This is a genomic window from Ensifer sp. M14, assembly GCF_003355565.1.
In the GTDB taxonomy this organism is placed as follows: domain Bacteria; phylum Pseudomonadota; class Alphaproteobacteria; order Rhizobiales; family Rhizobiaceae; genus Ensifer.
The window spans coordinates 264,806-285,536 of record NZ_QJNR01000014.1; the positions used below are offsets into that span (position 1 = coordinate 264,806).

The window sequence follows — 20,731 nt, forward strand, 5'->3', positions numbered from 1 at the left end:
ACGCATCTCAAGCCAGTAAATCTCGCAAACGCTCTCGGGCCGACGAGCGACCACCGCTGCGCGATTTCCCGGATTGTCCCCTTTTTGACGACGGATCGACAAAGAATGAACAAGTATGGTTAAATTTTGCTTTCCATAGACCGAGATGGATCCGAGCCGTCAGAATTTTGCGATAATATCATTGTCGCCGCACGGTAGCTGGTCAGATGAGCATCTGTGCTTGATGTCAGGGGGCTGCGGAGGTGGGCTCGCGGTCGCCTGGAACAAGGAAGGCCCGACCGCTCAACGTATCCGACGAAGAATGTCCGTGGTGGCGAAGGACTGGGAGGGCGCTCGGCAGGCGGCTTGGCTTCCCTTATGGTTCGGCCCTGCGAAGATGCGACAATGTCCTGCGCAGCAAAGCTGCCCGCTCGGCGGCCGAGATCGCCCGGGCACCCGTCATTGCCTTGCCGTCGATGTAGCGCGCCAGGTCCCGGATCGTTGGATGCTGGAACAGCGCGATCACGTCGATCGTGCGGCCGAGCCTCACTTCCAACGCTGCCTGAACCCGCATGAGTTGAAGCGATGTCCCTCCGAGATCAAAGAAATTGCGATCCAGTTCCACCGCCTGGATGCCCAATACGTTGCACCACAATTCGACAAGCAGCCCTTCGGTCCGGTTCGCGACCGGTATGTGATCGACCGCAGCCGTATCAGCGGGCAGCGGCAGCCTGCTGCGGTCGATCTTGCCGGATTGATGCAGCGGAAGTTGATCGAGAACCATCACCACGCTTGGGATCATGTAGGCCGGCAAGGTACTGCGCAACGTTTCCATGACGCCGCGTCTGAGTTCGGCACTGGCGATGGTGGTGCCTTCGCATGGACACAGATAGCCGACAATACGCCTGCTACGAGGGCCGAGATCCTGGCAGATCACCACACCATCGGCGAGGCGCGGATCGCGCCGGAGTGCAGCCTCGATCTCGTCGAGCTCGATCCTCTTGCCGTTGAGCTTGATCTGCCTGTCCCTGCGCCCCTTGAAAATCAGGACACCGTGCTCGTCGAGGAGAGCCAGGTCGCCGGTGAGATAACCCCGCACAGGGCGGTCGTCCGTTTCGACCGTGACGAAGCGTTCCGCCGTCAGGTCCGGGCGCTTGAAATAGCCGATTGCGACGCCATCGCCGATCAGCAGGAGCTCTCCCTCGACGCCCTTGACCACAGGCGTGTGATCCTCGTCGACGATCAGGATGTCGGTGTGGTTCACGGTGCTGCCGATCGCCACGTCCTTGCCGTCAAATCCGGTTGGTATGTCGAAGGTACTGGCAAGAACCGTAATTTCCGTCGGGCCGTAGCAGTTGGTCAACCGGCAATGGGGGTGGGCGGTCTGGAACCGTTTGACATGTTCAGCCGAGGCGACCTCTCCACCAAACAGCATATGACGCAGCGATGGCAGCGGGCCGGATGCGAAATCAGCCAGCAGATTGAACAGACCCGTTGTGATCAGCGACACCGTGACTGCACTTTCGTGGATGACGTCGCGTAGGCGACCAATCGAAAAGGTGCCGTCCGGCAGGCCCGCGATCTGGGCACCATTGGTAAGGGCTGCCCAGATTTCGAAGGTGGAGGCATCGAAGGCGATGGTCGCAGCGTGCAGCACGACGTCAGTGCTGCTGATCTCCACGTAGTTCTGATCGAGTGCCAGGCGGGCAATGCCGCGATGCGGTATCGCGACGCCCTTGGGTCGGCCTGTCGATCCTGAGGTGTACATGACATAGGCAAGATCGTCTCCGCCGACGTCAACTGCGGGCGCCACTCCTGGCTCCAGGGCCGCAAGACCCTCGATCGTGGTCTTCAGATCGGAGATCTTGCCCCGCGTACCTGCCACCAGCTGCATTGTTCCCGACGTGCATCTGTCGACGAATATCATCGTCGGCGCGCATTCGCCGATCACGTAGTTCAGGTGTTCGACGGGAAACGTCGTATCGAACGGCAGATAAGCACCGCCCGTTTTCAGTATGGCAAGCATCGCGATCACGCTGTCGAGTGAGCGGGGCACGAAGAGGCAGACGATATCGGCCTTACCGACACCTTCTGCCACGAGGTAGGCAGCAAGAGCATCGGACAGCCGGTCAAGCTCCCCATAGCTCACCGACCGATCATCGAAGACGATGGCCGTTGCCTCGGGCGCGGCGCGTGCATGCTGGCGGACGTAATCCTGAAGGGACCGGTCCCGATCGTAGTGTGGCTTTGCCGAGGAACGGCGCACCCTGCCTTCCGATGCTTCGGCGTGATCACTGGGCTTGGGAACTCGGACCTCGTTCATCGTCGTCTCCTGTTCGTCTCGAACTTGCCGGAAATGTTCCTGGGGCGTCTTTCGCCTATCGAGGGCGGTCTGAGTGCTGCGGCGACGTCGAATGCCAATATTCCACGGCAGCCAAAGATGAACAGTTGATCATTGGGATAGCGACCGCGGGGGCAGGCGATCAAAGGGCGCATTAGAAATACACTAAATAACTATAGTATATGGATGATATGCATTAGTGATGTGCGGCAGCGGATCGAAAGAATCCATGCTGTTGTCGAAGGTCGCGGCACTCCCACCGCGCTTGACGTAAGCCCGGTGTCTGCGGGCCGGTGGTTCCGTTGCCGCAAGCCTGCTGGCAAGATTGCCATCCGCGCGCTTATGCGCCGCTGACGCGGCCTATGACACAACGCCCTGCGCACCATTCTCATCGGTCGCGGGACTGTGCCGGTCATTCCGACAATCCAACCCGCAAGCGCACGCAACTCGGTTCGATCTCTCTGTAAATCTTCTTACTCGATAAATTTAATAGAAAATATTTTCCGCCGAGGTGCGCGACTGCGATAGGGAAAGTTCCCGTTCCTGACCCTCCATAAATCGCCATTCGTTGTTCACAAACGCGGCATTTGCGATTTTTGGGGCAGAAACAATCGTGTTTCGAAGTTGATCCTCCCAACCGCGAAAGCAAGATCACCATGTCGAAGATCCGCACAAACCTCCTGGCAACCGTTCTCCTCTCCCGTCGTGCAACGCTTGCCGCTTTCGCCGCGGCTGCGGTCACTGCCGTTAGCCTGGCTGCGCCCGCACCCGCGTTCGCTGAAGACAAGAAGGAGCTCAAGGTCGGCATCATCTCCGGCGAAGACGAGGACGTCTGGCGCGCCGTGACGGCGGAAGCCGCCAAGAAGGGCCTGACCATCGAGACTGTCGTCTTCAATGACTACACTCAGCCGAACGAGGCGCTCGCCCGCGGCGACGTTGACGCAAACGCCTTCCAGCACCTTCCCTACCTCGAAAACCAGATCAAGGCACACGGGTACAAGATCGTCCCGGTCGGTTACACCGGCGTTTGGCCGATCGGCCTCTATTCGAAGAAGCACACCAAGATTGCGGATCTGCCGGAGGGCGCCGTGATCGGCGTGCCGAACGATCCGTCAAACGAGGGCCGCGCCCTTCGCGTCCTGCAAAACGAGGGCGTGATCAAGCTCAAGGAGGGCACCGGCATCCTCGCGACGATCGCTGACATCGTCGAGAATCCGAAGAATGTCGCGATCAAGGAACTTGACGCCGGTATCGTCGGCCGCTCGGTCGACGACTTCGATGCCGCCGTTGTCAACACGGATTGGGCGCTGAAAAGCGGCCTGACGCCGGACAACCGCATCGCGCAGGAACCGGTCGATGACAATCCCTACCGCAACTTCATCGCCGTGCGCGAGGAATCGAAGGACCAGCCCTGGGTCAAGCCGCTTGTCGAAGCCTACCAGAACGACATCGTGAAGGCCGAGTTCGATCGTGTCTACAAGGGCACGGGCATCAGCGCCTACTGAGGCATGTGAGGTCAGCCGAGACAGCCCGCCATGGCCCGGTCCATTGCGGGCTGTCTCGGCGTTTCCGGAAGGGAACCAGAATGAACAGACACGTGTCATGGCCACCGGTCGAAACAGCCGCCGCCGGTGGCGACGTGATCCGGCTTACCGACGTTCGACGCCGCTTCGGCGAGACGGCGGCCCTCGACGGGGTCTCACTTGGCGTCAAGCGCGGTGAAATCCTCGGCATCATCGGGCGAAGCGGCGCGGGAAAATCGACGCTCATTCGCTGCCTTAACGGCCTCGAACGGCCGGATGGCGGTAGCATCGAGATCGAAGGTCGCGAGATTGCCGGCCTTGGCGAGGCCGAGCTGCAGCCGCTACGGCGCCGCATCGGCATGATTTTCCAGCACTTCAACCTGTTGTCGGCCAAGACGGTCGAGGAAAACGTGGCGCTGCCGCTGAAAATCGAGGGGTGGCCGAAGGCAAAGCGGCTGGCGCGAGCGGCCGAACTTCTGGAGCTGGTCGGTCTGTCCGACAAGGCGAAGGCCTATCCGTCGGCGCTGTCGGGAGGCCAGAAACAGCGCGTCGGTATCGCCCGGGCTCTGGCGGCAAGCCCCGCTCTGCTGCTATCCGACGAAGCGACGTCGGCGCTTGATCCGGAGACGACGCGTTCGATCCTAGCACTCCTCAAGGACATCAACAGCAAACTCGGCCTGACGATCCTTCTCATCACTCATGAGATGGAGGTAGTAAGAAACATCGCCGACCGCGTGACCGTCATCGATGCGGGGCGCATTGTCGAGGAAGGGCCGGTCTGGCAGGTATTCGCAACGCCGCAGGCGGAAACGACCAAAAGCCTGCTGAGCGGCATCCGCCCCCAACTTCCTGACCATATCGCCCAGACGCTTTCGTTGAAGGGGCCCGGCGAAGTGGTGCTCAGCATCGACATCGCCGGTCCTGCTGCCACCGGCCCGCTCTTCCAGGATCTTTCAAGGGCGTTTCCGGGTGGCTACCGACTGATCCACGGTGGCGTAGACCATATCCAGAAGCAGCCCGTCGGGCGCTTTTTCATTGCCCTGCCGGCAGCCTCGACGGCCGGCCTTGTTTCTTTTGTCGAGCGCCTCGGCGCAAAGGTGGAGGTCCTCGGCCATGTCGCCGATCATGCTTGAACTTCTCGTCCGCTCGCTCTGGGAAACCATCGTGATGACAGCCGCCTCCGGCCTCATCTCGCTCGTTTTCGGTCTGCCGCTCGGGCTTGCACTGGTGGCGACCGCGCGTGGTGGCATTGCGGAAAATCTCGCAGTCAACCGCGCGCTCGGTGCGGTGATCAACGGCTTCCGCTCCGTGCCTTTCATCATCCTGCTGGTGGCGCTCATTCCCGTGACGCGCCTGATCGTCGGGACGTCGATCGGCACCTGGGCGGCAATCGTGCCCTTGGCGATCGCCGCGACGCCCTATTACGCCCGCATCGCCGAAGTGTCGCTGCGCGAGGTCGATCGCGGGCTGATCGAGGCCGTGCGCGCCATGGGCGGCAATCGCTGGGCCATTGTCCGCGAAGTGCTGATCCCAGAGGCAATGCCCGGCATCGTCTCCGGCTTCACCGTCACATTGGTCACTCTCATCGGCGCCTCGGCCATAGCCGGTGCGATCGGCGCCGGCGGGCTCGGCGACCTTGCCATCCGCTACGGCTACCAGCGCTTCGAGACGGCCGTCATGATCGCTGTCGTTGCCGTTCTCATCGTGCTCGTCTGCGGCATCCAGTGGCTCGGCGACCGGCTCGTCTCCCGCCTCGACCATCGCGGTTGAAGGTCGGGGCGGCGACGCGAAGGGCGCCGGCGACAGTGCTAATATTTCTGTCCCCCGTCTAGAATTGGAAAATTCTCTCTGTTTTGTAATAATAAATCACTTAATTTATGGATTATATCTTTAATCCAAAGGATGAGAACCAGCATGACGGAAGAGACCCGCACCGGCGTCAACCGCCGCAACATTCTGAAGCTTACGGCCGCAGCCGGCATCGTTGCGGGGTCGGGGCTTCTGACGAGCCGCGCCTCCTTCGCTCAGGGCGAGCTCTCGCTGAAGGGCAAACGCATCGGCATCAGCACCGCCGGTACGGACCATTTCTTCGATCTGCAGGCTTACAATGCCCAGGTCGAAGAGGTGAAGCGCCTCGGTGGCGAGCCGATCGCTGTCGATGCCGGTCGCAACGACGGCAAGCTCGTCTCCCAGCTTCAAACCCTTATCGCGCAGAAGCCGGATGCCATCGTCCAGCTTCTCGGCACGCTGAGCGTGATCGATCCGTGGCTGAAGAAAGCGCGCGATGCGGCCATTCCGGTCTTCACGATCGATGTCGGTTCGGTGAACTCGATCAACAACTCCACGTCCGACAACTGGGGCATCGGCAAGGACCTCGCTCTCCAGCTCGTTTCCGATATCGGGGGAGAGGGCAATATTGTCGTGTTCAATGGCTTTTACGGCGTCACGCCATGCGCGATCCGCTATGATCAGCTTGTCAACGTCATCAAGTACTTCCCGAAGGTGCAGATCGTGCAGCCGGAGCTGCGCGACGTGATCCCGAACACGGTGCAGGACGCCTTCACCCAGATTACGGCGATCCTCAACAAGTATCCTGAGAAGGGGTCCATCAAGGCGATCTGGTCTGCCTGGGACATTCCGCAGCTTGGCGCGACGCAGGCTTTGACCGCCGCAGGCCGCACCGAGATCAAGACCTATGGCGTCGACGGCAGTCCGGAAGTCCTCCAACTCGTCGCCGACGCAAATTCGCCGGCGGCTGCCGACGTCGCCCAACAACCGGCAGAACTCGGTCGCGTCGCGATCCAGAACGTCGCCAGATACCTCGCCGGCGAGACGTTAGCGCGCGAAACCTATGTGCCTGCTCTGCTCGCCAACAAGCAGAATGTCGGCGAGATCTCCAGGAAGCTCGGCATCGGCTGATCCGGCCTCGACAACGGATTGCGACGGAAGGCTGCGATCCATCCGTTCCGAGGATGTGCAGGAGAAAGCGGCAATGGTTGAAACGGTGAGGGGCGAAGTCGGCGACATCATTCGCCTTGACGCCATCGTGAAGCGGTTCGGAGGCGCGCAAGCGCTTTCCGGTGCGTCAATGGCCGTCAAGCGCGGCACGGTGCACGGTCTCGTTGGCCAGAACGGCGCCGGCAAGTCGACGCTGATCAAGCTGCTCGCCGGCCTGCATGAGGCAGACGAGGGCAGGATCGAGATCGATGGCAAGGCCTATGACCGGCTGACACCGCATCTGGTCGAGGAACTCGGCATCCACTTCATCCATCAGGATCGCCTGCTGGTTCCGACCTTCACGGTGGGCGAAGCGCTCTTTCTCGGTCGCGAACCGCGTATTGCAGGAACGCCGTTCCTTGATCGTGCGCTGATGCGTCGCCGGTCTGGGGAGATACTCGATCGCTACTTCGGCCTGCGGCTGCCGCATTCAGCGCTGATCGCGGACCTTTCGGCTGCCGAAAAGCAGATCGTCCAGATCACGCGGGCGCTGCTCGACAACCCGAAGGTCCTCGTCTTCGACGAGCCGACGGCAGCACTCGTCCGGCGCGAGGCGGATCTTCTGTTCCAACTCATCCGACGCCTTCGAGACGATGGCGTCACGATCATCTACATCTCGCATTACCTCGGCGAAATCGCCGCACTTTGCGATACGGTGACGGTCCTGCGCAACGGCCGCGATGTCGCGACGCTGCCGGTCAAGCAAACCTCGGCTGCCGAAATCGGCGCGCTGATGGTCAACCGCGAGATCGGCGATCTGTATCCGAAGCCGCACGTCGTTGCCGGCGAGGCGCTGCTTGCGGTGAATGCTCTCAGCCTGGCGAACCGCTACGCCAACGTGTCCTTCACGCTGCACAAGGGTGAGGTGCTTGGGTTGACGGGGCTCTTGGGATCGGGTGCAAAAGAAATCCTCCGCACGTTTTTCGGCCTGGAAACGGCGACCGCCGGCTCGGTGGCGGTCAAGGGCGAGCCGATCTTCACCGCAACTCCGGCGAAGGCCACGGCCAAAAGCCTCGCACTTGTGCCGGAAGACCGCCGACGGGACGGTGTGGCGCTCGAACTCTCGGTCACGGAAAACACGACGCTTGCCAGCCTCGACCGCTTCTCCAGGGGGGTGCTCGATCGGGCCGCCGAAAGACGCGCGACCGAAGACCTCGTCAAACGCCTGCAGATCAAGACGGATGGTATCGAAGCGCTGGTCAAGACGCTGTCCGGCGGCAACCAGCAGAAGGTGGCGATTGCCAAATGGCTGAGCCGCCAGTCCGAGATCTACCTGCTCGACGAGCCGACTGTTGGCGTCGATATCGCGGCCAAGGTCGAGATCTACACGCTGATTGGCGAGCTTGCCCAACGCGGCGCAGGCATCATCGTGCTTTCGTCCGACATTGAGGAACTGCTCGGGGTAACCGACCGCATCCTCGTCTTCTTCCGCGGCCAGGTCACGCGGGAATTCATTTCCTCCCAAACGAGCACCGATCAGATCCTTTCGGAAGTGACGGGCGCCTACGAGACGCTGAGCAATGTTGGTTGACGCCCCATACTACATTCCCGGTTCCTTGGCGGAACCGGATGCAGGCAACCCGCAGGAGCCGCGAAATGACCGACCCGCATACGGGCGGCAGGCCGCAGCACTTGCGTTACGGGGAGGCTCGCTGGCCGTCTTCATCGGCGTCCTTGTGTTCTTCTCCGTGACCGCGCCGTTCTTCCTGACGGTCGGCAATATCGGAAACGTGCTCGGACAATCCGCCATAGCCGGCGTTCTTGCCATTGGCCTGACGATCGTTGTGATCGGTGGCGGTTCCAACGTCGTGACGGGTGGCATCGACCTTTCGCTCGCCGCCAACATGGGCCTGAGCGCGGCCGTCTATGCGACGCTGGTGCAGGCGGGACAGGGCGACGCAGTGGCAATCATGGCGGCTTTGGGGACCGGGCTTGTCATTGGTGCGGTCAACGCGGCCGCGGTTACGCTTGCCGGCATCGTGCCACTGTTGGCGACGCTTGCCGTCATGAACGTTGTCGCGGGCCTCGAACTTGTGCTTACTCAAAACACCGTCGTGCCGGCTTCGAGCGAGCTCCTGGCCGCCCTGTCCGCCAGCGGGCCGTTGGGTATTCCCGTGCTCGCCTATGTTCTACTCGGCTTCACGCTGCTCGTTGCCGCCGCCGTGCAGTTTACTCCGCTGGGGCTCAGGCTCTATGCGGTCGGCGAGTTCCCGCAGGCGGCGCGCGCCGCGGGGCTGCCCGTCAAGGCCTTCGTGGCCGGGTCCTTCATCGCGAGTGGCCTGTGCGGCGGGTTTGCCGGGATCCTCTCTGTTTCCTTCCTGAGCGGCAGCACGACAGGGGCGGGCGACATGCTGCTCCCGGTCGTTGTCACGGCGCTACTGGGCTCGGTGTTTTCGCGCCGGCTGGTGCCGACGATCACGGGAACGCTGCTCTCGACGCTGTTCGTCGGGTTCTTGATCAACGGTTTCCAGCTCCTCAACATCTCGAGCACGCTGGTGAGCGGCGTTCAGGGCTTGCTCATCCTGCTCGTGGTGTCCGCAACGACGCTGCTGCGTCGCCAGGAGAATATCTGATATGCCGGCTCGCCAGCTTTCCGTTTCGATCCCGACAGTCACCCGCAGCATCGGGCGCCACGCCCTGATCGCAGCGCTTGCAGCCGTCTTCGTCCTCTTCGCATGGCTTGCGCCCGCGTTTCTTTCCGGGGCCAACCTGCTCAGTGTGCTGGTCAACAATTTTGCGCTTCTCGCCATCGTCGCAACTGCCATGACCTTCGCCGTCTCTGCCGGCGGTATCGACCTCTCGGTCGGCACCGCCATCGATTTCGCGAGCTTTGCCTTTGTCTCCCTCGTTCTAGCCGGGCAGCCTATCCCGCTTGCCGCACTTGGCGGACTTGCCGGCGGTGTTGTCGTCGGCCTTTTCAATGCGGTTCTGATTGCGGGTATCGGCATTTCGCCGTTCCTTGCCACGCTCGGCACACTCTTCGTCGGTCGCAGTGTGCAACAGTTGCTGACCAATGGCGGCAACCCGGTCTATCTGCCGCCAACGGGTGTGCCGGACGCCTTCCGTTTCCTCGGCCACGGCACCATCGTGGGCATTCCGGTCCCGCTCCTCGTTGCTGCTTTGGTGATCGCCGGCGCTTGGCTTGGCCTGTCGCGCTCAAGGTTCGGTCGCGTGGTGCTTGCAACCGGCATTCAGGCCAGCGTTGTGCGCTATTCGGGCATTGCGTTGCGGCGTTACACGGCCGCGACCTACATCCTCGTGTCGGGTATCGCTGCCGTTGTCGGCTTGATCCTGACATCGACCGTGACCGTCTATATTCCGTCGTCCGGCAACGCCTTCCTGCTCAATGCCATTGGCGCGACCTTTATCGGTACGACGCTGAGTCCGCATGGTCGGCCGAACATCCCTGGCACGGTGCTCGGCGTGCTTCTTCTCAGCATTGTCGCCAATGGCCTGCTTCTCTCTGGCCTGAACTTCTACTGGCAGCAGGTCGGCACAGGACTTCTCATTTTCTCGGTTCTTGCGATCGGCTTTGCCAACCGCAAGGCGGCTGCCAGGACCTGAAGTCTTGCTGCGCGATCTTGCCCTCAACGTCGGCATCGATCACCGGTTTCGTGGTGGCGGTATCCGAACATGCCAACACGCCAGAGCCCGAATGCGCTCAAGATAAAGTGGATAAAAACAGACTGTTAGCCGCGTTACTGCTGTAGAAATGATGCCGGTTGGCATCGCGTCACTGCACTGGAGAATGCCATGACCCGCCACATCCGTTTCAACGCCTTCGATATGAACTGTGTCGGCCATCAGTCACCGGGCCTCTGGGCGCATCCGCGCGACAAGTCCTCGAAGTACAAGGACCTTGACTATTGGCAGGATCTGGCACGCACGCTGGAACGCGGCGTTTTTGACGGTATCTTCATCGCCGACGTCATCGGCTATTACGACGTCTACAAAGGCTCGAACTACCATGCCATTCATCAGGCGGCGCAGATCCCGGTCAATGATCCGCTGCAGCTTGTCGCGCCCATCGCTCTTGCCACCGAGCATCTCGGCATCGGCCTCACCGCTTCCACCTCATTCGAGCACCCCTATACGTTCGCCCGGCGCCTCGCCACAGCCGATCACCACTCCAAGGGCCGCCTGGGCTGGAACATCGTCACGTCCTATCTGGAAAGCGGTGCGAAGAATGTCGGGCAGGGCGGCTTGCGCAAGCACGACAACCGCTACGAGGTCGCCGCCGAGTATGTCGAGGTGCTCTACAAGCTGCTCGAAGGATCGTGGGAAGAAGGCGCGGTGGTGCGCGATGGAAGCAAGCGCATTTTCACCCATCCGGAAAAGGTCCATGAAATCGCCCACAAGGGCAAGTTCTTCGAGGTTCCAGGTTACGGCCTGACGGAGCCGTCGCCGCAACGCACGCCGGTTCTCTATCAGGCTGGCGCATCCGGTCCCGGAAAGGCCTTTGCCGCAGCCCACGCGGAATGCATCTTCGTGGCAGCGCCGACCAAGTCGGTGCTGAAGGCCTATGTTGCCGATATCCGTCAAAGGATCGCCGACGCCGGCCGCGACCCGAAGAAAGTCTATATCTACACGTTGATCACGATCATAACCGACGAGACCGAAGAAAAGGCGCAGCGGAAGTTTGAGGATTACAAGAGCTACGTTTCCTACGACGGTTCACTGACGTTCATGTCGGGCTGGAGCGGGATCGATTTCGGCCAGTACGCCCCGACCGACGTTGTAGAAAGGATCGAGACCAATGCGATCCACTCCTTTGTCGAGCATGTCGCCGGCGGCGACAGGTCCTGGACAATCGACGAACTCGCCCAGTTCGGCGGCATCGGCGGTATGGGTCCGGTGTTTGTCGGTTCGCCGACCCGTATCTCCGACATTTTGCAGGAATGGGTAGACGACACGGATGTTGACGGCTTCAACATTGCTTATGCGGTGACACCAGACAGTTTCGAGGATGTCGTCGCGCATATCGTGCCAGAGCTGCAAAAGCGTGGAGCCTATCCCACGACCTACAAGCCGGGCACGTTGCGCGAAAAACTCTTCGGCGAAGGTCCCTATCTGCCGAAGGTTCACCCGGCAGATGGCTACCGCGATATCGAAGCGGTGAAGCAACGTGATGCTGAGGGCGTGCCGGTGCTAAAGACGGCTAACGCCTGACGGGTGGTGAGTTCAAGGTCGCCCCGGTACGCTCATCCGCGCAGCACCCGGTACAACGCAGTTGCTTTGGCTCACGTGTACTCGCCTGACGGATTCAGCGCATCGCTCAGCGGAAGCGCGGGGGTTTTAGCGGGGCGTTGGTTTCGAGCTCATGTCTGCTCGCGAACCTCCCGAGCAGCGAAAGGAGCTTTCCCTGTTCCTTGCTGTTTATGCTGTGCCGGACGCAGTGTTCTACGACATCGAACACCGGTTTGGGCGGTTGCGTATTCAACCGTTGCTCAGGGGTATGTTTGGACATGACTGCACCTCCGGTGGAATAACGCCCGTGGGGCGTGCGAGTTCCATCGGTTCAGCACTTTCTTGTCCCGCCTCAAGTTCGCTCTGGCCAAGCTGGGACATGCTAACGGTTCGGCAAGGCAGCCGGGACAGTCGCACAAAAGTGTCGTCCCTTTTTCTTTTCCTGCCCTCAGCGACCACCCATCGTCAGGGGTGGTCGAAACATGCGCAGATACGGTTCGATGCTGTTTTCGATCTCCCTGCAAGTTCGCTCGTATTCCTCGATCAAAGACTGATCAGGGTGATCGCTCGAACGCAGGGCATCGAGCTGCATCGACGCTTCCGCATAGGCGACGAAAATCTCGTTCAATGAAGGGCTCTTCAAGTCCGACAGAACATGCCGATAGAGAGGCAAGCGCAGCTTCAACCTCGCCCTGCCGATCTTCTCCATTTTCATTTGCATCTCCGTATCGCTGCGAGATCACAAGCTCTTGCGGGCTCAACTTCGTAACGTGCGAAAGGTTCCCCCGCTTCCAACCGACGCATACAGATCCGCGGGATACATCAGCCTGTGGCTGATCTGGTCGCCTGCGTTGGCCCGAGACGCAGGACGTGCCTTGCTGCCCGCAAGTGGAACGTTGCGGTGCCGAACGTCCATCGTCGGCCACGATGGACGCCGTTGAAAGTGCCGCTGATCCAGGCAGGTGCGACGGCCTTGAAGGGCCGTCGTGTCCTCGGCGTAGGTCGCGCCGAAAGAAAGCCTATGCGACTGCCATCATCGATTGAAACGCGTCGTAGGCCGCCAGAACCGTCTCCCGTTGAGCGTCATGGCCGGCCACGAAGGCGTCGCCATAGATGGTTTCGTCGGGATATTCCGTGATCAGCGTCAACGGCGCCTTGTGGCGATCGTCGACGGAAATCATGCAGGGGAAGCCGTTGATGATGCGGAAGCCGGTTTCGCCGGCATGGGTCTCGTAAAGCGCGATCTGCCTGTTGTTGTACGCAAGCAGGCCGGGGACAGCAGCGAGACGCGCCGTCACCGCTTCGATCAGCTGTTCGGCGCGAGCCTCCCAGTCGGCGTGGTGGCGCATGATCAGGAAGAAGCCCTTCGGCAAGGTCCACATGGCAAAGCCGCGTGGCACATAGCCCGACAGCGGCCGCGTCCACTCGTGCGAGGGGTAGCCGTGCAGGTTGACGTGAAGCTCGGCACCCGACAGCGCATCCGCCTCGTTGCGGATCGCCCGCTCGTTAAGGGCGGCGCCGACGCGGTATTCGAGATCGTCGCCAAGTGCCGTGTAGCGGGCTGCGTGATGCATGTGCAGCGGGTTGTCGGCGCGCAGGCGCTGGTGAACGGCGTAGCCGTCGGGGTTCTCGAGCGGCGAGATGGTGAAGTGTGCGCCGGAGCGTGCAGCAAGCGTCTGGGCTGCTCGAAGCGCGCCGACGATGCCGGTGGTCTCGTTGGGGTGTTGGCCGCCGCTGATCATCACGGCAGCATCGCTGCCCTTGTGGTAGCGTGCCTTGACGGGACGACCGGCGCGCGAGACCGCCTCGAAAGGCTGGCCGTCGACTTTTCCCAGTTCGGCATGGATCTGGGCAACTGCGAGCGGTGCCTGCGCGGTGTCGACAGGCTGGATCTCGCCATCGGCGTCTGCCGTGGCGAGCGGCCGTGTTTCGACGCGGATTGTGGGCTTGCCCTCGTCAAAGACGATTTCCGGCACGATCTGGCCCGGCTTCAGGCCGCGGTCGCCAAGAGGCCGGCCCGACTTCTTCTGAAAGACTTCGAGCAGTGAAAAGTAGAAGTCCTCGTGCAGCGCCTCGCGCAGGCTGACGACCTCTTCGCCGACCGGCAGTCGTAGGTCGTTGATCGGCAGCGTTGCGCGGATGTTGAGTTCGTCGAAATAGGGTTCGCTGTCGCCCCAGCCATGTTCGGCGATCGCCCGCATGGCGCCTGTAAACAGCCGCTCATAGTCGGTTTCGAGATGGCATTCGCGCCGCTTGCTGCTCGTGTCGTCCAGACGGACCCAGCCGGTCGGCGACAGCAGCGTTTCGCCGATGAAATCGCTATGCTGGCGGTTGGGCGCGAACACCGCGTGGTCTTCCCTGCGTCCGTCGGCAAAGGTCAGGGCAACGTCATAGGTCAGTGCCTGTTGGCTGCCGCCGGCAAACGCGATCTCGGCATCGCCGACCAGTGCTGCCAACGGATAGGCCTCGAGCAGGAAGCGGTTTGCCGGGCAGCCTTCCGGCTGCGGATAGCGGATGTCGACGCGCTTCAACGTCTTGAGATCAATCTCCTCGAGGAAGAAATGCAGGAGAGGCTTGTATGCGCTCCTGAACTTTGCCTCGACGCCGAAGGCGGCGAGCTTCTGCTCGGCCGCCTTGCGGCTTTCACGGTCATCGAAGAGCCATGCCTCCAGCCGGGTGCCGCGGGCGGCCTCCTTGCCGTAGGTTGCGAGCATGGTGTCGAGCGTGCGCTCGAAGGTCCCTTCGAATATCGTGGTCATCGTGAAGTTCTGCCTGTTGGATCGAGACTGTCGCGGAGCCAGTCGCCGAGAAGGTTGAGGCCAAGGACGGTGAGAAGGATGGCAAGGCCCGGGAAGACGCTGACCCACCAGGCATTCTGCAGGTAGGTGCGGCCATCGGCGAGCATGCCGCCCCAGCTGGGGATCAACGGGTCGACGCCGAGGCCGAGGAAGGTCAGGCTGCTCTCGAGCAGGATGTTGTTGGCGACGTTCAGCGTCATCAGCACGATGACCGGTCCGATCAGGTTCGGCAGCAGATGCTGGAACAGGATCTTGTAGTCGCGCACGCCGATAGCACGCGCAGACTGGATGAACTCGCGCTCGCGCAGCGACAGCACCGAGCCGCGCACGAGGCGGGCATACTGCACCCATTGCGAGATGATCAGCAGCACGATCGTGTTGGTCAGCCCGCCGCCGACAATGGCGATGAAGGTGATGGCAAGCAGGATGAACGGCAGCGCCAGCTGCACGTCGGCAAAACGCATGACCACCATGTCCCAGAAGCCACGGTAATAGCCGGAGACCAAGCCCATCACCACGCCGACGACGACGGCGCCGGCAACCGAGGTGAAGCCGACCAGCAGCGAAATCTTGCCGCCGGCGACAACGCGCGCGAGCACGTCACGTCCGAGCGGGTCGGTGCCGAACGGGTGCGCCCAGTTGACGAATGGGGCAGTCAGGCGCGCCATCAGATCGATCTTGTCGGCGCCACCGGGGAAAAGCACGCCAGACAAGAGGACGGCGAGGCACATGCCGCCGGCAAGCAGCGCGCCGAGGATGAATTCGAGGTTGCGGAAACGGGCGAAGCGGCTGTTTGCGGCCTTGGTGGTCATCGGCTCACTCCGTCCGGATGCGCGGGTCGACGAGGCCATAGGCGATGTCGACGATGAGGTTGACGCCGACGATCATCAGCGAGAGCACGGTGATGACGGCCTGCAGCACGGGATAGTCGCGCGCGCCGACGGCGTCGAAGGCAAGCGTGCCCATGCCCGGCCAGTTGAACACGCGCTCGACGACGACGATGCCACCGAGAAGACCGCCGAACTGGAGGCCGAAATAGGTGATCAGCGGGATCGCGCAGTTACGAAGGGCATGCTTGTAAAGCACTTTGCTTTCGCTCAAGCCCTTGGCGCGGGCGACCATGATGTATTGCGACTGCAGCGTTTCGAGCATCGCCGTGCGCACCAGGCGGACATTGGTCGCCGTCAGGATGATGCCCATGGTGACGGCAGGCATGATGAAGCTTGCAAACCCGTCCATGCCGCTCGGCGGCAACCATTTCAGCGTGATCGAAAACAACAGCACCAGCATGATCGCCAGCCAGAAGTTCGGGAACGACAGGCCGACGAGCGACAGGATACGGATCGCCTGGTCGGCCCACTTGCCGCGGGCCACCGCAGCCTTGATGCCGAGCGGGATCGAAATGATGATCGAGACGATGAGCGAGGCGAAGGCCAGCATCATTGTGGCGGGCAGGGCGGCTGCAATCAACTGCGAGACCGGGGTTCCGCCCATGAACGAGCGGCCGAAATCGAAGACGAACAGGCCTTTGATGAATGCGAAGTACTGCGCCATGAACGGCTGGTTGAGCCCGAGCGCCTCGCGGATTCGCGCAAGGTCTTCTTCGGTGATGCTGCCAGCGCCTTGAGCGAGCATCAGTGCCGGGTCGCCGGTCAGGCGGATAGCAAATGAGACGGTGAGCGTTACGACGAAAACGACGAACACCGCCTGCAGAACACGTTTGATCAAAAATCCGGCCAAGTTACCCGCCCTTCATGAAGACGATCCGCCGCCCCGCAATGAAGGGCGGCGGATCCGATTGTTACTCTACCGTGACGTCCGTCAGCCGCAGGCGGCTGTCGGGAACGGGCGTGAAGTTCTTGACGCGCTTGCTCACGCCATAGATGGCGTTGAGGTTGTAGAGCGGCATTTCCAACGACCGGTCGGCGGCGTAGTTGGCGATCTGCTTGAGGATTTCCTCACGCTTGGGCTGATCGGTGATCGAGCGCTGGGATTCGAGCAGCTTGTCGAGTTCCGCATCGCTGTCGTACGGGTTCCACTTTTCGCCCGAGTGGTACATCGAGTAAGCCGTGTTGTCGTAGTCGAGCGTCCAGCCGCCCCAGGATTGCTGGAACATCGCGCCGGTCTTGCCGGCTGGGATGATGTCGTTGAGGAGGACGTTGGTCTCATACGGCTTGATGGTGGCGTTGATGCCGACGAGCTGCAGGTAGCTGGCAACAGCCTGCACCACTTCGTTGAAGGTCGCGTCGTTGCCGCGCACGTCGATCTGGACGGACGCGCCCGGAGCGATGCCCGCTTCCTTCAGAAGAGCCTTTGCCTGCTCGGGATCGTAGGGCAGCGGCTTCATGGCCGGATCGAAGCCGAACGACAGTTCGCCCTGGAAGCTGGCGATCGAAGCGGCCTGGCCGCCGAGGATCGACTGGATGATGGTGTCGCGGTCGACGCCGAGGATCAGCGCCTTGCGGACCTTCGGATCCTTGGTGATGCCGTCGCGGGTGTTGAAGCGCAGCGCATAGACCGTCGGGCCGGGGGTCGAGACGATCTCGAGCTTGTCGTCGCCCTGGATCGTCGGGATCATGCCGATCGGAATGGTCGGCGGGATGACGAGGTCGACGCGGCCCGCCTGCAGTTCGGCAACGGCGGTCGCCGGCTCGGCGATGAAGCGGAAGTCGAGGTTGGAAAGCTTCGGCGCGCCGCCCCAATGATCAGCGAAGGCTTCGAGCTTGATAGCGACCTTCGGTTCATAGGAGACGAACTTGAACGGGCCGGTACCGACGGGATGGGTGTTGAAGTAGTCCTCACCCTTTTCCTGGATGTACTTCGGCGGAACGATCATCGCGCCATAGCCGGCAAGCTTGGTCAAGAGAACCGGATCCGGCGCCTTCAGGTGCAGATCGACGGTCTTCTCGTCGACGATCTCGACACGCTCGATCACCGCGTAGTTGGACTTCTGCGGCCCCTTCGAACCTTCTTCGCCGAGCAGGCGGTCGAAGGTGTACTTCACGGCTTCAGCGTTGAAGGGCTCGCCATTGTGGAACTTGACGCCTTCGCGCAGCGTGAAGCGCAGGCGCTTGCCGCCGTCGAGCTCTTCCCATGATGTCGCGAGGCCGGGAACCAGCTTGCGGTCAGGGCCGCGATAGGTCAGGCCGTCGAAAATGTTGGTGGAGACAGACGCCCAGTTGACGAGGAACGTGTCGACCGGATCCCAGCTGCCCGGATCCTGCGGCGACGAAACCGTCAATGTGCCAGCGGCAAAGGCCGGCCCGGTCGTCAGAAGGCTGCCAGTCAGCGCAAGCGCGATGAAGGCGGCGTGGATCCCCTTTTTGTTGATCATTTTTTACTCACTCCTGTTTCGACTGCCTTCCCCTCGCGGAGAAAGCGGCTTTACGCGTCCAGGGCCACGAAATGGCCTGGCGCGATCTCCTTGCGCGGCAATACCGCGGGTTCTTGTCCGACACGCCGGATCGGGCTCGGGATCTCGCCCTCGATCATCCCGCGGTCGCGCCCCTTGCCGGGATCGGCGACCGGCACGGCCGAAAGCAGCCGGCGGGTATAGGGATGACCAGGGGTTTCGAACACCTGGCGGCGGCTGCCGAACTCCATCACCTGGCCGAGATAAAGCACGGCGACGCGGTGGCTCATGCGCTCGACCACGGCCATGTCATGGCTGATGAAGAGGTAGGCGAGCCCTTCCTGCTCCTGCAGCTCCATGAAGAGGTTGATGATCTGCGCCTGGATGGAGACGTCGAGCGCCGACAGCGCTTCGTCGGCGATGATGAGCTTTGGCCGCGACGCCAGGGCGCGGGCGATGCAGACACGCTGGCGCTGGCCGCCGGAAAACTCATGGGGGTAACGCTGGGCATGGGCGCACGTCAGCCCGACGCGCTCCAGCAACTCGTCGACACGCTTTGCAATCGCCTTTTCGCCGAGGATCAGCCCATGGGTGCGGATCGGTTCGGCAATCGAGAAGCCGACGGTCTTGCGCGGATCAAGCGAGGCGAAGGGGTCCTGAAAGATGTACTGGATTTCCTGCTTCAGCCGCTGGCGCTCGGCAAAGCTCATGGCGGAAACCGGGCGCCCGCCGAAGAGGATTTCACCCGACGTGGCGTTCTGAAGCTGCTGGATCGTGCGGCCGATCGTGGATTTTCCGGAACCGCTCTCGCCGACGAGGGCCAACGTTTCGCCCGGGAAGATGTCGAAGCTGACATTTTCGATGGCGTGAACCCGATGCGTGGTCTTGCCGAACAGGTTCTTCTTGACGTCGAAGCGGGTGACGAGGTCGCGCACGGAGAGGATCGGCGCTGCGTCGTAGCGGGCGGTGCGCTGGATATGCTCCTCGCCGACCAACGTCGGCGCGCCGTCGATCATCATCGTCAGCGGCATGCGTTTGGGGAAGTCTTCGCCGGTCATGCTGCCGAGCTTCGGCACGGCGGAAAGCAGCGTCTGGGTATAGGGGTGCTTCGGATTGGCGAAGATCTCGGCGACCGGGCCTTCCTCGACCTTGCGACCCTTCCACATGACCACGACATCGTCGGCCATTTCTGCCACCACACCCATGTCATGGGTGATGAAAATCACCGCCATGCCGAGCTCCTTCTGGAGGTCGCGGATGATGGTGAGGATCTGGGCCTGGATGGTGACGTCGAGCGCCGTCGTCGGCTCGTCGGCGATCAGAAGCTTGGGGCGACAGGCAAGCGCCATGGCGATCATCACGCGCTGGCGCATGCCGCCGGAAAGCTGATGCGGATAACGGCCGACGAGTTCGGCGGAATCGGGCAGCCGCACCATGTCGAGCAGCCGGCATGTCTCTGCTAGCGCTTGCGCCTTCGTCATCTTCTCGTGCAGCATCAGCACTTCGGCGATCTGGTCGCCGATGGTGAACACCGGGTTAAGCGAGGTCATCGGCTCCTGGAAGATCATGGCGATCTCCTTGCCGCGAATGCTGCGCATCGCTTTTTGCGGTTCGACCGTGAGGTTCACCGCGCCGTTCTTGCCCTGGAACAGGATCTTTCCGGTCGGGAACTGTCCGCCCATCATGTCGGCAAGCCGCATGATCGACAGCGACGTCACCGATTTGCCGGAGCCGGATTCGCCGACGATTGCGAGCGTGCGTCCGGCAGTGACCGAAAAACTCAGGTCTTCGACGACGGCATTGCCATTGAAGGCGACGGATAGGTTCTGTACCGCCAGCAGCGGGGGTGTCGTATCAGCAGTCACGCGATCTTCCTTGTCACAATGTGGTCGCGGCGCGCGCGGACTGTTCGTAGGCACCCGACATGAAGCGCAGCACGGCGGCGATTTCCGATAGCGTTTCCTCGGAAGGGCGGGCATTGGCCGTCGACGTTACGAGCAGGCGCTCGCGGATCTGTGCATAACGGGTACAGGCGTCAGCACCCTTGTCGGTGATCTGGATGGTCTTTTCCTTGCCTTCCTTGCCGGTGGTGACAAGGCCTGCCGCCTCAAGCTTGCGGATGGCGTAGGTCGCGACATGCGTGTCTTCGATGTCGAGCACCAGGCAGATGTCAGCGAGCTTCTTGCCGCGATCGCGGTGGCGGATCGTATGCAGGATCAGGATTTCTGTGGATGAGAGGCCAGGCACGCCGGCGGCGGCCATACAGCGCACCATCCAGCGGTGAAACGCGTGCGAGGCGAGAATCAGGCCGTACTCGACTTCGGAGAGACCCGGAGATCCGCCTTCGGCCAGATGGGCGGAGGAGACGATCGGCCCGATGGCGGCCACGGGCTTCATATGGCCGGGCAGAGCGTCTTGCGCCCACTCCCTGCCGTCAAAGCTCTCCTCAGACTTCTTCGTCATTCAGCACTTCCTCATCTTGACGATTTTATGTCATCATTTTATCGACATTTTGTCAACGAACTGCTTTGATGATTTTCGGAGCCGACCCGAG

16 protein-coding genes are annotated in these 20,731 nt (G+C 61.7%); 8 read left to right on the forward strand and 8 right to left on the reverse strand.

Translation table 11 applies throughout. The features are described 5' to 3' along the window. Nucleotides 1-355 precede the first annotated feature (355 nt). On the reverse strand, nucleotides 356-2,302 hold the full coding sequence (locus tag BLJAPNOD_RS29860; RefSeq protein ID WP_115422446.1) for a non-ribosomal peptide synthetase: 1,947 nt from the start codon (nucleotides 2,300-2,302) through the stop codon (nucleotides 356-358). 674 nt (nucleotides 2,303-2,976) lie between these two features. Between BLJAPNOD_RS29860 and BLJAPNOD_RS29865 the strand changes: the two genes are divergently transcribed. The 8 genes from BLJAPNOD_RS29865 to BLJAPNOD_RS29900 all read left to right on the forward strand — a co-directional run bounded on the left by BLJAPNOD_RS29865 (nucleotide 2,977) and on the right by BLJAPNOD_RS29900 (nucleotide 12,009). Beyond that, a complete protein-coding gene (locus tag BLJAPNOD_RS29865; RefSeq protein ID WP_115422447.1) occupies nucleotides 2,977-3,825 on the forward strand; it encodes a MetQ/NlpA family lipoprotein in 849 nt (282 codons plus the stop codon). A gap of 80 nt (nucleotides 3,826-3,905) precedes the next feature. After that, nucleotides 3,906-4,976: a methionine ABC transporter ATP-binding protein gene (locus BLJAPNOD_RS29870; RefSeq protein ID WP_115422448.1), complete on the forward strand. Its 1,071-nt coding sequence runs from the start codon at nucleotides 3,906-3,908 to the stop codon at nucleotides 4,974-4,976. After that, the gene (locus BLJAPNOD_RS29875; RefSeq protein WP_115422449.1) at nucleotides 4,957-5,613 is read left to right on the forward strand and encodes a methionine ABC transporter permease; all 657 of its coding nucleotides are present in this window, start codon (nucleotides 4,957-4,959) and stop codon (nucleotides 5,611-5,613) included. The genes BLJAPNOD_RS29870 and BLJAPNOD_RS29875 overlap by 20 nt, the downstream gene beginning before the upstream one ends. Nucleotides 5,614-5,757: 144 nt before the next feature. After that, nucleotides 5,758-6,762: a sugar ABC transporter substrate-binding protein gene (locus BLJAPNOD_RS29880; protein ID WP_077501281.1), complete on the forward strand. Its 1,005-nt coding sequence runs from the start codon at nucleotides 5,758-5,760 to the stop codon at nucleotides 6,760-6,762. Nucleotides 6,763-6,835: 73 nt separating this feature from the next. Next, nucleotides 6,836-8,371, forward strand: a complete 1,536-nt coding sequence (locus BLJAPNOD_RS29885) for a sugar ABC transporter ATP-binding protein (protein WP_077501283.1) — start codon at nucleotides 6,836-6,838, stop codon at nucleotides 8,369-8,371. Continuing rightward, nucleotides 8,361-9,413, forward strand: coding sequence for an ABC transporter permease (locus BLJAPNOD_RS29890; protein ID WP_115422450.1), 1,053 nt, complete (start codon nucleotides 8,361-8,363; stop codon nucleotides 9,411-9,413). Before BLJAPNOD_RS29885 ends, BLJAPNOD_RS29890 begins: the two co-directional genes overlap by 11 nt. Before the next feature lies 1 nt (nucleotide 9,414). Further along, nucleotides 9,415-10,404 (forward strand): ABC transporter permease, encoded by a 990-nt coding sequence (locus BLJAPNOD_RS29895; RefSeq protein ID WP_077501287.1) that lies wholly within the window; start codon nucleotides 9,415-9,417, stop codon nucleotides 10,402-10,404. A gap of 189 nt (nucleotides 10,405-10,593) precedes the next feature. Beyond that, complete coding sequence (locus BLJAPNOD_RS29900; RefSeq protein WP_077501289.1) at nucleotides 10,594-12,009, forward strand: LLM class flavin-dependent oxidoreductase; 1,416 nt, start codon at nucleotides 10,594-10,596, stop codon at nucleotides 12,007-12,009. A 466-nt stretch (nucleotides 12,010-12,475) separates the two neighbouring features. On the opposite strand, the gene BLJAPNOD_RS29910 is transcribed toward BLJAPNOD_RS29900, so the two are convergent. The 7 genes from BLJAPNOD_RS29910 to BLJAPNOD_RS29940 form a co-directional block, all read right to left on the reverse strand. Further along, nucleotides 12,476-12,742 (reverse strand): hypothetical protein, encoded by a 267-nt coding sequence (locus tag BLJAPNOD_RS29910; RefSeq protein WP_115422452.1) that lies wholly within the window; start codon nucleotides 12,740-12,742, stop codon nucleotides 12,476-12,478. 304 nt (nucleotides 12,743-13,046) lie between these two features. Further along, the gene (locus BLJAPNOD_RS29915) at nucleotides 13,047-14,786 is read right to left on the reverse strand and encodes a M14 family metallopeptidase (RefSeq protein WP_115422453.1); all 1,740 of its coding nucleotides are present in this window, start codon (nucleotides 14,784-14,786) and stop codon (nucleotides 13,047-13,049) included. Beyond that, nucleotides 14,783-15,637, reverse strand: coding sequence for an ABC transporter permease (locus BLJAPNOD_RS29920; RefSeq protein WP_077501293.1), 855 nt, complete (start codon nucleotides 15,635-15,637; stop codon nucleotides 14,783-14,785). Before BLJAPNOD_RS29920 ends, BLJAPNOD_RS29915 begins: the two co-directional genes overlap by 4 nt. Nucleotides 15,638-15,641: 4 nt before the next feature. Beyond that, entirely contained in the window at nucleotides 15,642-16,565 is a 924-nt protein-coding gene (locus BLJAPNOD_RS29925; RefSeq protein ID WP_077501295.1) for an ABC transporter permease, read from the reverse strand. Between the two features lie 61 nt (nucleotides 16,566-16,626). Then, nucleotides 16,627-18,159, reverse strand: coding sequence for an ABC transporter substrate-binding protein (locus BLJAPNOD_RS29930; protein WP_115422454.1), 1,533 nt, complete (start codon nucleotides 18,157-18,159; stop codon nucleotides 16,627-16,629). 50 nt (nucleotides 18,160-18,209) lie between these two features. Beyond that, complete coding sequence (locus BLJAPNOD_RS29935) at nucleotides 18,210-20,042, reverse strand: dipeptide ABC transporter ATP-binding protein (protein ID WP_244611150.1); 1,833 nt, start codon at nucleotides 20,040-20,042, stop codon at nucleotides 18,210-18,212. A 13-nt stretch (nucleotides 20,043-20,055) separates the two neighbouring features. Then, nucleotides 20,056-20,640, reverse strand: coding sequence for a winged helix DNA-binding protein (locus tag BLJAPNOD_RS29940; protein WP_077501300.1), 585 nt, complete (start codon nucleotides 20,638-20,640; stop codon nucleotides 20,056-20,058). Between the last annotated feature and the right edge of the window lie 91 nt (nucleotides 20,641-20,731).

Coding starts and splice junctions, on each gene's coding strand:
- BLJAPNOD_RS29860 (WP_115422446.1), bottom strand. CDS start 2,302: ATGAACGAGGTCCGAGTTCCCAAGCCCAGTGATCACGCCGAAGCATCG.
- BLJAPNOD_RS29865 (WP_115422447.1), top strand. CDS start 2,977: ATGTCGAAGATCCGCACAAACCTCCTGGCAACCGTTCTCCTCTCCCGT.
- BLJAPNOD_RS29870 (WP_115422448.1), top strand. CDS start 3,906: ATGAACAGACACGTGTCATGGCCACCGGTCGAAACAGCCGCCGCCGGT.
- BLJAPNOD_RS29875 (WP_115422449.1), top strand. CDS start 4,957: ATGTCGCCGATCATGCTTGAACTTCTCGTCCGCTCGCTCTGGGAAACC.
- BLJAPNOD_RS29880 (WP_077501281.1), top strand. CDS start 5,758: ATGACGGAAGAGACCCGCACCGGCGTCAACCGCCGCAACATTCTGAAG.
- BLJAPNOD_RS29885 (WP_077501283.1), top strand. CDS start 6,836: ATGGTTGAAACGGTGAGGGGCGAAGTCGGCGACATCATTCGCCTTGAC.
- BLJAPNOD_RS29890 (WP_115422450.1), top strand. CDS start 8,361: ATGTTGGTTGACGCCCCATACTACATTCCCGGTTCCTTGGCGGAACCG.
- BLJAPNOD_RS29895 (WP_077501287.1), top strand. CDS start 9,415: ATGCCGGCTCGCCAGCTTTCCGTTTCGATCCCGACAGTCACCCGCAGC.
- BLJAPNOD_RS29900 (WP_077501289.1), top strand. CDS start 10,594: ATGACCCGCCACATCCGTTTCAACGCCTTCGATATGAACTGTGTCGGC.
- BLJAPNOD_RS29910 (WP_115422452.1), bottom strand. CDS start 12,742: ATGAAAATGGAGAAGATCGGCAGGGCGAGGTTGAAGCTGCGCTTGCCT.
- BLJAPNOD_RS29915 (WP_115422453.1), bottom strand. CDS start 14,786: ATGACCACGATATTCGAAGGGACCTTCGAGCGCACGCTCGACACCATG.
- BLJAPNOD_RS29920 (WP_077501293.1), bottom strand. CDS start 15,637: ATGACCACCAAGGCCGCAAACAGCCGCTTCGCCCGTTTCCGCAACCTC.
- BLJAPNOD_RS29930 (WP_115422454.1), bottom strand. CDS start 18,159: ATGATCAACAAAAAGGGGATCCACGCCGCCTTCATCGCGCTTGCGCTG.
- BLJAPNOD_RS29940 (WP_077501300.1), bottom strand. CDS start 20,640: ATGACGAAGAAGTCTGAGGAGAGCTTTGACGGCAGGGAGTGGGCGCAA.